13 protein-coding genes are annotated in these 11,181 nt (G+C 64.7%); all 13 read left to right on the forward strand.

Going from position 1 to position 11,181, the window contains the following annotated elements; all coding sequences use genetic code 11:
• Window positions 1-167 precede the first annotated feature (167 nt).
• The 13 genes from rpmF to ACTHNR_RS17155 all read left to right on the forward strand — a co-directional run bounded on the left by rpmF (window position 168) and on the right by ACTHNR_RS17155 (window position 11,166).
• Window positions 168-347 carry a 50S ribosomal protein L32 gene (gene rpmF, locus ACTHNR_RS17095; protein ID WP_010105341.1) on the forward strand — a complete coding sequence of 60 codons (180 nt, stop codon included), beginning with the start codon at window positions 168-170 and terminating at the stop codon, window positions 345-347.
• A gap of 310 nt (window positions 348-657) precedes the next feature.
• On the forward strand, window positions 658-1,761 hold the full coding sequence (gene plsX, locus ACTHNR_RS17100) for a phosphate acyltransferase PlsX (protein ID WP_440548847.1): 1,104 nt from the start codon (window positions 658-660) through the stop codon (window positions 1,759-1,761).
• Window positions 1,762-2,751 (forward strand): beta-ketoacyl-ACP synthase III, encoded by a 990-nt coding sequence (locus ACTHNR_RS17105; protein WP_440548848.1) that lies wholly within the window; start codon window positions 1,762-1,764, stop codon window positions 2,749-2,751. It begins immediately after the preceding gene.
• Between the two features lie 97 nt (window positions 2,752-2,848).
• Entirely contained in the window at window positions 2,849-3,787 is a 939-nt protein-coding gene (gene fabD / locus ACTHNR_RS17110) for an ACP S-malonyltransferase (protein WP_440548849.1), read from the forward strand.
• Window positions 3,788-3,876: 89 nt separating this feature from the next.
• Window positions 3,877-4,626 carry a 3-oxoacyl-ACP reductase FabG gene (gene fabG / locus ACTHNR_RS17115; RefSeq protein ID WP_440548850.1) on the forward strand — a complete coding sequence of 250 codons (750 nt, stop codon included), beginning with the start codon at window positions 3,877-3,879 and terminating at the stop codon, window positions 4,624-4,626.
• A gap of 134 nt (window positions 4,627-4,760) precedes the next feature.
• A complete protein-coding gene (acpP, locus tag ACTHNR_RS17120) occupies window positions 4,761-5,000 on the forward strand; it encodes an acyl carrier protein (RefSeq protein ID WP_004197638.1) in 240 nt (79 codons plus the stop codon).
• 158 nt (window positions 5,001-5,158) lie between these two features.
• Window positions 5,159-6,397, forward strand: coding sequence for a beta-ketoacyl-ACP synthase II (gene fabF / locus ACTHNR_RS17125; protein ID WP_440548851.1), 1,239 nt, complete (start codon window positions 5,159-5,161; stop codon window positions 6,395-6,397).
• 62 nt (window positions 6,398-6,459) lie between these two features.
• On the forward strand, window positions 6,460-6,867 hold the full coding sequence (locus ACTHNR_RS17130; RefSeq protein WP_440548852.1) for a hypothetical protein: 408 nt from the start codon (window positions 6,460-6,462) through the stop codon (window positions 6,865-6,867).
• A gap of 148 nt (window positions 6,868-7,015) precedes the next feature.
• The gene (gene rpoE / locus ACTHNR_RS17135; RefSeq protein ID WP_440548853.1) at window positions 7,016-7,615 is read left to right on the forward strand and encodes an RNA polymerase sigma factor RpoE; all 600 of its coding nucleotides are present in this window, start codon (window positions 7,016-7,018) and stop codon (window positions 7,613-7,615) included.
• 88 nt (window positions 7,616-7,703) lie between these two features.
• Window positions 7,704-8,315, forward strand: coding sequence for a sigma-E factor negative regulatory protein (locus tag ACTHNR_RS17140; protein WP_440548854.1), 612 nt, complete (start codon window positions 7,704-7,706; stop codon window positions 8,313-8,315).
• 4 nt (window positions 8,316-8,319) lie between these two features.
• Window positions 8,320-9,360, forward strand: coding sequence for a MucB/RseB C-terminal domain-containing protein (locus ACTHNR_RS17145; protein ID WP_440548855.1), 1,041 nt, complete (start codon window positions 8,320-8,322; stop codon window positions 9,358-9,360).
• A 19-nt stretch (window positions 9,361-9,379) separates the two neighbouring features.
• On the forward strand, window positions 9,380-10,885 hold the full coding sequence (locus ACTHNR_RS17150) for a DegQ family serine endoprotease (RefSeq protein WP_440548856.1): 1,506 nt from the start codon (window positions 9,380-9,382) through the stop codon (window positions 10,883-10,885).
• Complete coding sequence (locus ACTHNR_RS17155; protein WP_440548857.1) at window positions 10,882-11,166, forward strand: glutaredoxin family protein; 285 nt, start codon at window positions 10,882-10,884, stop codon at window positions 11,164-11,166. Before ACTHNR_RS17150 ends, ACTHNR_RS17155 begins: the two co-directional genes overlap by 4 nt.
• The last annotated feature ends 15 nt before the right edge of the window (window positions 11,167-11,181 follow it).

Consider the following 11,181-nt stretch of genomic DNA (forward strand, 5'->3'; position numbering starts at 1 on the left):
CCATTCGCCGCGCTCGAGACGCTCAAGCGTGGCGGCGGCGAGAGCGGCAAGAAGCATTGAGCCGTTGCATGACTAATGAGTAGCGCGATGCGGCGCGCCGGCCGTTTGGCCACTGGCGTTACGCCGATCGGGCTGTGTTAGCATCCCGAAAATTTTTAGGAGTTACCATGGCAGTCCAGCAAAACAAGAAGTCGCCGTCGAAGCGCGGCATGCACCGCTCGCACGATTTCCTGACGACGACGCCCCTGGCGGTCGAGCCGAGCACGGGTGAAGTGCACATGCGTCACCACATCAGCCCGAACGGTTACTACCGCGGCAAGAAAGTCGTCAAGACGAAGAACGACTAATCGCGTCGGCGCGTGGCGGCCGCTGAAATCCGGTGGCGCTGTGCGCGGCGAGCGGCTTGCTCGACATTTTTCGGGGTCGAACGAAGGGCGGCATTCGGTTGCCGCTTTTTTGTGTCGGCCATAGTTGGCGCCTGATCTGTCGATCGGAGCTGGCGTTCAAGCATTCGCTCCGGCTCCGCGTGGGGTCGTGTCGTGTCGGCGTCGTGTTTCGCCGCCGGCTCGGAGCGAGCGCTCGAGCGCTTATTTCAGTTCCGTGCGGAGCGACATGCTCCGATCCCACACGCAGCGCGCCTGAAATTCGTCGCGGTCCATGACTATAAAGCTCACGATAGATTGCATGGGAGGCGACCACGGCCCGTCCGTGACCGTTCCCGCTGCCGTCAACTTCGTTCGTTCGCATGACGACGCCGAGCTGATGCTCGTCGGACTCGAAGCCCCGATTCGTGCTCAACTGAAGAAATGCAAGGCGCTCGATATTCGGGCGCTGACGGTCGTGCCCGCGACCGAGGTCGTCGCCATGGACGACCCGGTCGAAGTGGCATTGCGCAAGAAGAAGGATTCGTCCATGCGGGTTGCGCTCAACCTCGTCAAGGACGAGGCGGCGCAGGCCTGTATTTCTGCCGGCAACACGGGCGCGCTCATGGCGGTTTCCCGTTACGTCCTCAAGACGTTGACCGGTATCGAGCGTCCGGCGATCGCTTCGGCGCTGCCGAATTCGCACGGCTACACGATGATGCTCGACCTCGGCGCGAACGTCGATTGCGAGCCGCAGCACTTGCTGCAGTTCGCCGAAATGGGGCATGCCCTCGTCTCGGCGCTCGAGGGGAAGGAGCGCCCGACGATCGGCCTCCTGAACATCGGCGAGGAAGTCATCAAAGGCAACGAGACCATCAAGCGCGCCGGCGAACTCCTGCGCGCGAGCACGCTCAATTTTCGCGGCAACGTCGAAGGCAACGACATCTACAAGGGCACGACGGATGTGATCGTCTGCGACGGCTTCGTCGGCAACGTCGCGCTCAAAACGTCGGAAGGATTGGCGCAGATGCTCTCGGAGATCATCCGCGAGGAATTCGGCCGTTCGGTGCTCACGAAGCTGATGGCGTTCTTGGCGCTCCCGGTGCTCATGCGCTTCAAGAAGCGCGTCGATCATCGCCAGTACAACGGCGCCGCATTGCTCGGCCTGCGCGGGCTCGTCATCAAGAGTCATGGTTCGGCCGACGCCTATGCGTTTGAGTGGGCCATCAAACGCGGGTATGATGCCGTCAAAAATGGCGTCCTTGAACGCCTGGCGCGCGCGATGGAAGAAAACGCGGCTCCGCTCGCGCAAGCAGCGCGCGACGCGGGCGGCGCCGGTCACGTGAATCTCGCCGGCCGTCCGAGCGAGCCCTACGCCGCGGTATCCTCGAAAGCATAAATGGCCCAATCGAACCTCTACTCCCGCGTGCTCGGCACCGGCAGCTACTTGCCGCCCGGCCGTGTCACGAATCAAGAGCTCGCGGATCGCCTTGCCCAACGCGGCATCGAAACGAGCGATGAATGGATCGTCGCCCGTACGGGCATCCACTCGCGTCATTTCGCCGAATCCAACGTGACGACGAGCGATCTCGCGCTCGCCGCCGCGCAGCGCGCGATCGAGGCGGCGGATATCGATCCGCAAACGATCGACCTCATCGTCGTCGCCACGTCCACGCCCGATTTCGTTTTTCCCAGCACGGCGTGCTTGCTGCAGAACAAGCTGCAGATCAAGAACGGCGGCGCGGCCTTCGATATTCAGGCGGTGTGCTCGGGCTTCGCGTACGCCGTCGCGACCGTCGACGCGATGATCCGCAGCGGCCAGCACCGCACGGCGCTGATCGTCGGCGCGGAAACGTTCTCCCGTATCCTCGATTTCAACGATCGCACCACCTGCGTGCTGTTCGGCGACGGCGCGGGCGCGGCGATTCTGCAAGCGTCCGACGAACCGGGCGTGCTCTCGAGCGCGCTCCACGCGGACGGCAGCTACGCCGATATTCTCTGCACGCCGGGCCATGTGAACGGCGGCGTCATCGCCGGCAGCGCGTTTCTCCATATGGATGGGCAGGCGGTCTTCAAGCTTGCCGTGAACGTGCTCGAGAAAGTCGCCGTCGAGGCGCTTCAAAAAGCCGATCTGTCGGCCGATCAGGTCGATTGGCTCATTCCGCACCAGGCCAATATCCGCATCATGACGCACACGTGCCGCAAGCTGGGCGTGCCGCAGGAGCGCATGGTCGTGACGGTCGGCGAGCACGGCAATACGTCGGCTGCTTCGATTCCGCTCGCGCTCGATATCGCCGTACGCGACGGGCGCATCAAGCGCGGTCAGAACGTGCTGATCGAAGGCGTCGGCGGCGGCTTCACCTGGGGCGCATCCGTCATCCGCTTCTGATCGGCATACCGCGAGCGGCGCGGCCGCGCCTGTGGCGGCGGCCCGGTTCGCCCGTGCGCGCCGCTCAGGCCGAACAAGCTCAACATTTGGGGACGATATGAAATTCGCGTTCGTTTTTCCGGGGCAAGGATCGCAATCGGTCGGCATGCTCAACGCGTTCGCCGATCGCGCGATCGTGCGTGAAACGCTTCAGGAAGCGTCCGACGCATTGGGTCAGGACATCGGCAAGCTGATCGCCGAGGGGCCCGCCGAGGAACTCAATCTCACGACGAACACGCAGCCGGTCATGCTGACCGCCGCCTACGCGATCTACCGCGCGTGGCGCGAGGCAGGCGGCGCCGAGCCGGCGCTGGTCGCGGGACATAGCCTGGGCGAATACACCGCGCTCGTCGCTTCGGGGGCGCTCGCGTTTCGCGATGCGGTGCCGCTCGTGCGCTTTCGCGCGCAGGCGATGCAAACGGCCGTGCCGGTCGGCGTCGGCGGCATGGCCGCGATCCTCGGCCTCGACGACGACACGGTCCGCGCGGTTTGCGCGGACGCGGCGCGCGAGAGCGCGGGTGTCGTCGAAGCGGTCAATTTCAACGCGCCCGCCCAAGTCGTGATCGCCGGACACAAGGCGGCGGTCGAGAAGGCCTGCGAACTCGCCAAGGCGAAAGGCGCCAAGCGCGCGCTGCCGCTGCCCGTGTCGGCGCCGTTCCATTCTTCGCTGCTGCAACCGGCGTCCGATCGCCTGCGCGAGTACCTCGCGAGCGTCGAGATCAAGGTGCCGCACATCCCGCTCGTCAACAATGTCGATGTCGCCGTGGTGTCCGAGCCGGCTGCGATCAAGGATGCACTCGTGCGCCAGGCCGCCGGCGCGGTGCGCTGGGTCGAATGCGTGCAGTCGATGGCGCAAAGCGGCGTCACGCACGTCATCGAGTGCGGGCCGGGCAAAGTGCTCGCGGGCCTGACCAAGCGTATCGACGGCAATCTCGTTGGCGCGGCGATCACCGATCCCGCTTCGCTCGACGAAGCGCTCAAGCTCCTCGCCGCATGATGCCCGAGCCTTCGGGCTCGGCCGCGATGGCGAACCGGAATCGAAACTGCGACGAACTCACCGCGTGCTAGCGGATCATTCGAATCTATATGGAAAAAGCTCTCGATAAACAAGTCGCGCTCGTGACGGGCGCTTCGCGCGGCATCGGCCGGGCGATTGCGCTCGTCATGGCTCGGCAAGGCGCGACCGTCATCGGCACGGCCACGAGCGAAGCCGGCGCGGCCGGCATCACCGAAGCCCTCGCGGCGGAAGGCCTGGCGGGGCGCGGCGTCGTCCTCGAAGTCAACGATGCGCAGGCGGTCGACAGCCTCATCGATACGCTCGTCAAGGAATTCGGCACGCTGAACGTACTCGTCAACAACGCCGGCATCACGCGCGATCAACTGGCGATGCGCATGAAGGACGACGAGTGGGACGCCGTCATCGATACGAACCTGAAGGCCGTGTTCCGCCTCTCGCGCGCCGTGCTGCGCCCGATGATGAAGGCGCGCGGCGGACGCATCATCAACATCACGTCGGTGGTCGGTTCGGCCGGCAACCCCGGACAGATGAACTACGCCGCGGCGAAGGCCGGGGTGGCGGGTATGACGCGTGCGCTGGCTCGTGAGATCGGCAGCCGCGGCATCACGGTCAATTGCGTGGCGCCGGGCTTCATCGACACCGATATGACGAAGGTGCTGCCCGAGGAGCAGCAGGCCGCGCTGAAGACGCAGATTCCGCTCGGCCGCTTGGGCAGCCCCGAGGACATCGGCAACGCCGTCGCCTTCCTTGCATCGCCGCAGGCCGGGTACATTACCGGCACGACGCTGCATGTGAACGGCGGGATGTACATGTCTTAACGAATTTCGTTTACCATCCGCGCCGGCGGCAGCCGAACGCTTCCGGCGCCCTAGCCGTGAGCGCGCTTTTTGAGCAGGCAAACCTGATAAAATGCGCGCACTTGCAATTTTGAACTTTTTCCCTCGGAGGGGTAATGGACAACATCGAACAGCGCGTCAAGAAGATCGTCGCGGAACAACTGGGTGTCGCCGAAGCTGAAATCAAGAACGAAGCTTCGTTCGTGAACGACCTCGGCGCGGACTCGCTCGACACGGTTGAACTCGTGATGGCGCTGGAAGACGAGTTCGGCATGGAAATTCCGGACGAGGAAGCCGAGAAGATCACGACCGTCCAGCAAGCTATCGATTACGCGCGCGCGAACGTCAAGGCGTAACGCCTGGCGCGCCTGGCGTCGATCCGCCGGCCGCGTTTGACGCGATTTCACGTCGGATGCCGATGCTGGTGCCGAATTCTTAGCCACAGGGCTCGCAGGGGTGGATTCCTGTGGCCGCTGTGGCTTTTGCTTTTGTCATTTATGGAAAAGGGGTTACCGTGAGCCGTCGCCGTGTTGTTGTTACAGGCTTGGGGCTGGTGTCGCCTGTTGGCAATAATGTTGCCGACGGGTGGGCCAATCTGCTCGCCGGCCAGTCCGGTATCGCGACCATCACGAAGTTCGATGCGACGAACTTCTCGACGCGATTCGCCGGGGAAGTCAAAGGCTTCAACGTCGAAGACTACATGCCGGCGAAGGAAGCCCGCCATATGGATACGTTTATCCATTATGGGATGGCGGCCGGCATGCAGGCGATGCGCGATAGCGGCATCGAAATCAGCGAAGCGAACGCGGAGCGCGCGGGCGTCATCGTCGGCTCCGGCATCGGCGGTCTGCCGATGATCGAAGTCACGCAGACGGAGCTGCTCAATCGCGGCCCGCGCCGCATTTCGCCGTTCTTCGTGCCGGCGTCGATCATCAACATGATCTCGGGCCACCTGTCGATGAAATTCGGTCTGAAGGGGCCGAACCTCGCCATCGTGACGGCGTGCACGACGGGGCTGCACTGTATCGGCGAGGCCGCGCGCCTCATCGAATACGGCGACGCCGACGTGATGCTCGCGGGCGGCGCCGAAGCGACGGTCTCGCCGCTTGGGATCGGCGGCTTCGCGGCGGCGCGCGCGCTGTCGCAGCGCAACGACGACCCGGCCACGGCAAGCCGTCCGTGGGACAAGGATCGCGACGGCTTCGTGCTAGGCGAGGGCGCCGGCGTCATGGTGCTCGAGGAGTATGAGCACGCGAAGGCGCGCGGCGCGAAGATCTACGCCGAAATCGCGGGCTACGGCATGAGCGCCGACGCCTATCACATGACCGCACCGCTGGAAGACGGCGACGGCGCGCGCCGCTGCATGGTCGCCGCGTTGCGCAATGCAGGCGTGAACGCGGACGAAGTCGATTACGTCAATGCGCACGGTACGTCGACGCCGCTCGGCGACATCGCCGAAACGACGGGCATCAAGCGTGCGCTCGGCGATCATGCGAAGAAGGTCGTCGTCAACTCGACGAAGTCGATGACGGGCCACTTGCTCGGCGGTTCGGGCGGGCTCGAAGGGGTGTTCACGGTACTCGCCGTCCACCACCAAGTGTCGCCGCCGACGATCAACATCTTCAACCAAGATCCCGAGTGCGATCTCGACTACTGCGCGAACACGGCGCGGGAGATGAAGATCGACGTCGCGCTGAAGAACTCGTTCGGGTTCGGCGGCACGAACGGCACGCTCGTCTTCAAGCGCGCTTGACCTCGGCGAGCGCTCGGCAGCGGGCGGCCGCCCGCCATGGCGAAGCCGACGTGCGGCGGTGTATGCCGCTGCGCCGCTCCCTAACGGTGCGGGCCGCTTCGCTGGCGTTTGCGCTCGTGTGCACGGCTGCCGTTCATTTCACGGCGGCCCAGCACCTTGGCGTACCCGACGCGATTTGGCTCGCGGCTGCCGCGTTCGCGGCGCTCGCCGTCTCTTATGTGCGGTTCGAACGCCGGCAGCCGATGCTGCTCGAGTTGACGCCGGATGGCGTCATCGGCTACGACGCGGGCGGCCGAACGCTGTTTTACGGGCCAATCGTGGGCGCGGCCCAGTGGGCGGAGCGGCTGCTCGTGCTTGCTGTCGCGGGCGCGGACGCACGTCGGCCGAGAGCGGTGCTCGTCGCGGCCGATTCCGTCGACGGCGCGGCGTTCAGGGAACTGGCGGTGCGCGGCCGGCAAGGCGCGTACTAGTCGGCCGCGGGTTAGCGCGGGGCGTGCCCGCCGCATACCAACCTGTAACGGCCGTAACGACGGTTACACATGGCGCATTAGGGTGTGATCGGGACGCTACAATAGCGGTCCCGCGACGCACCCCTCCCAAGTGAACGGACCCCAACAGGTGAGCGAAAAAGAAATCGACCAGGTTCTGGTCGAGCGCGTGCAGCAGGGCGATAAAGCCGCGTTCGAGTTGCTGGTCTCGAAATACCACCGCAAGATCATTCGCTTGATCTCGCGGCTCGTGCGCGACCCGGCCGAGGTCGAGGACGTCGCGCAGGATGCGTTCATCAAGGCGTATCGGGCGTTGCCGCAATTTCGCGGCGAGTCGGCGTTCTATACGTGGTTGTACCGGATCGCCGTCAACACGGCGAAGAACTATCTCGCGACGCAAAGCCGGCGCGCGCCCACTTCGACGGAAGCAAACGCGGAGGAAGCTGAAACTTTCTCCGACGCGGATCAACTAAGGGATATCAACACGCCCGAGTCGATGTTGATGAGCAAGCAGATCGCGCAGACGGTCAACGCCGCGATGGCGCTTTTGCCGGAAGAGCTTCGGGTAGCGATCACCTTGCGTGAAATCGAGGGTCTGAGCTACGAGGAAATCGCCGACATGATGGGGTGTCCCATCGGAACGGTTCGCTCGCGTATTTTTCGCGCGCGTGAAGCGATTGCGGCAAAATTGCGTCCGTTGCTGGATACGCCGGAGGGCAAGCGCTGGTAGCGCGCTTGCGGCCGATCGATTCGGGCTCGGCATACCAATATTGGGTTAAGTCGTGTCACTACGGGGTGTTTGTAAGATGGGGAGCGTCATGGGGTCGGTCTCGATGCAGTCGCAAGGAAGCTCGCGAGGCGAGCGTTTGTCCGCATTCGTCGATGGGGAAGGATTTTCGCCTTCCGAGCCGGTCGACGAACTGCTGGCCGAGTTCGATCATGTCGATCGCACGACTTGGTCGGCTTACCATTTGATCGGCGACGCCCTGCGCTCCGATGATCTGGCCGTCCACCCGGCCGCGAGCCATGCTTTCCTGGCGGGCTTCGCGGCGCGGCTGGAGGGCGAGCCGCACGTCATCGCACCGGTGCGCTCGGCCAGACCGAGCGCCGCATCGGTGCTGCGCCGGCGCGTCGCGCCCGCGCTGGCCATGGCGGCGGCCGCCGCAACGTTGAGCTGGATCGTCCTTCCGCAATGGCAGCACGGCGGGTTGCACGGCACGGTCCAGACGGCATCCATGGGTGGCCGCGCCGACGGCGTTCAGACCGTCGCCATGTCGAGCCAAGCAGGCGCCCAGGAAGGCAATATCATTCGCGACGCCAGCCTCGATCAATACTTGGAAGCGCACCAGCAGTTCGCGCAGCAGCCGATGATGATGCAGGGCCCGATGCCGCTCGTGCGCGCCGCGGTTCAGACTTCCCAAGGCCAATAAGTCGATGCTGACATTGCGCTCGATGCGCGTTGCCGCCCGTCGGCAGCGGGCGGCATGGCTGCTTTGCGCGGCTGCGCTGTTGTCGGTCTCCCCCCATGCGGCGCTTGCCCAAGCGGACGCCTCCACACGGCAACAGGCCGCAAGCTGGCTCGACCGAATCCACGAAGCGGCTCAACGCGAAAATTACGAAGGCGTGTTCGTCTATCAGCGCGGCAATTTCGTGCAGTCCTCACGGATCGCGCACTACGCCGTACGCGGGGACGGCGAATTCGAATCGCTTGAAAGTCTTGACGGGCAGCCGCGCAAGCTTTTGCGCCACGACGACGATCTTTATACGTTCGTGCCCGAGCGGCATCTATGCGTGGTCGAAAAGCGGCTCAACAGGGATGCTTTCCCCGCGCTCATGAGCGAGAGCGGGGCGCAGGTGCTGTCCGTGTACGACTCGAAGCTGCTGGGCGCCGATCGCGTCGCCGATATTGATGCTCAGGTGATCGAACTCGATCCCAAGGATGCCTACCGCTTCGCCTATAAGCTTTGGGCCGACAAGAAAACGGGCCTGCTGCTGCGCGTCCAGACGCTCGACGCGTCGGGTCAAGTGCTTGAGCAGATCGCCTTTACCCAGGTGCGAATTGGCGTGCCGGCGCAAAAAGCGAGTATCGTCGCGGGTATGCGCAACACCAGCGGCTGGACGATCGTGCACCCGCCGGTGTCGGCCGTCGACATGCAGGCTCAAGGCTGGCGGATCAAGCCCGATGTGCCGGGGTTCCATCAGATCCGCGAGTTGCGCCGGCCGATGGCCGCGCGCGATCCGTCGGCGCCGCCGATCCCCGTGGACCAGGCGGTATTCTCCGATGGCCTTTCGACGATCTCGGTATTCGTCGAGCCGGCCGACAAGAGCACGCGCAAGGAAGGCGCCGGCAGCACGGGCGCAACGCATGTGCTCGTCACACGCTACCGCGACTATTGGGTCACGGTGCTGGGGGAAGTGCCCCAAGCCACGCTGCAGCGCTTCGCGTCTGCCATAGAATACAAGGCTACCAAGTAACGCTTCGGCTTTCCTGCTTATGACGACTCTTTCGGTGCGCAAATTCCTCGCGGCTGCCGCGGCCATGGCTTGCCTGTCGTTCGTGCCGCACTCGGCATGGGCGATTGCCCCCGCAAACTTGCCCGATTTCACCGATCTCGTCGACAAAGTCGGGCCGGCAGTCGTCAATATTCGTACGACTACGCGCGTATCCGGCGCGCCGAGCGGTCAGCGCGGCCTGCCGCCGGGTCTCGACGAAGGGGATATGTCCGAGTTTTTCCGGCGCTTTTTCGGGATCCCGCTGCCGCAGGCGCCGAATTCGCCGCGCGGCGGCGACCGGGGCGACCGAGGCGGCAGCCCCGACCAATCGGACAACAACGACGACGAGAAGAGCAACGGGGTCGGCTCGGGCTTCATCGTGTCGTCCGACGGCTACGTGATGACGAACGCGCATGTGGTCGACGATGCGGACAACATCTACGTCACGCTGACCGACAAGCGCGAGTTCAAAGCCAAGCTGATCGGCGCGGACGATCGTACCGATATCGCCGTGGTCAAGATAAGCGCAACGAATCTGCCGACCGTGACCATCGGCGATTCGAACAAGGTGCGCGTGGGCGAATGGGTGGTGGCGATCGGCTCGCCGTTCGGGCTCGACAACACGGTGACCGAAGGCATCGTCAGCGCCAAGGGACGCGAGACGGGCGATTACTTGCCTTTCATCCAAACCGACGCGGCGGTGAACCCCGGCAACTCGGGCGGCCCGCTCATCAACATGCAAGGCGAAGTGATCGGCATCAACTCGCAGATCTACAGCCGCACGGGCGGCTTCATGGGCATCGCCTTCGCGATTCCGATCGACGAAGCGATGCGCGTGGCCGACCAGCTCAAAACGACGGGCAAAGTGGTGCGCGGGCGCATCGCGGTGTCGATCGGCCAGGTGACGAAAGACGTCTCCGATTCGCTGGGCCTGCCCCGCGCGGAAGGCGCGCTCGTGAGTAGCGTCGAGCCCGGCGGCCCGGCGGAGAAGGCCGGTGTGCAGCCCGGCGACATCATTCTCAAGTTCAACGGCGCGCCGGTCGAGGCCGATACCGACTTGCCGCGCATGGTCGGCGATACCAAGCCCGGCACGAAGGCCACGGTGACGATTTGGCGCAAGGGGCAATCGCGAGACTTGCCGATCACGGTGGTGCAGACGCAGCCGGAGAAGACCGCGAAGGCCGACGAGCAGCAGGCCCCGGCGCCGAAGGCGCGTCCGAGCAACCCGCTTGGCGTCACGGTCTCCGATTTGTCGACCGACCAGGTCAAGTCGCTGAAGCTCGCGACGGGCGGCGTGCAGGTGGACGCTGTCGACGGCCCCGCCGCGCGCGTTGGCCTGCAAAAGGGCGACATCATCTTGCGCGTCGGCGATACCGACGTGTCGAGCGCCAAGCAGTTCGAGCAGGTCACCGCGCACCTCGATGCTCAAAAAATGGTGCCCGTGCTCGTGCGTCGCGGCGAGAACACGCAGTTCGTCCCGATCAAACCGCGCGCGAAAGCCAAATGACGTCCACGGCCACGGCCTCGCGCGCGCCGCGGCTGGCCCCCCGGTTGACCCTATACTCGAGGGCTTGGTGTCATCTCTGCGAAGAGATGCATGCGGCGCTGGCGCCGCTGGCTCAGGCGTTCGGCGCGACGGTCGACATCATCGACGTCGATGCCGATCCCGCGCTCGTCGCGCTTTACGACGAACTCGTGCCCGTGCTGATGTTCGAGGGCGTGGAGTTGAGCCGCTACCGGCTCGATGCCGAGCGAGTGCGCGCGGCGTTGATTTCGCACACGGCGTGAGCGGCTACGCGGGGC

Source organism: Trinickia sp. (assembly GCF_051954495.1).
In the GTDB taxonomy this organism is placed as follows: domain Bacteria; phylum Pseudomonadota; class Gammaproteobacteria; order Burkholderiales; family Burkholderiaceae; genus Trinickia.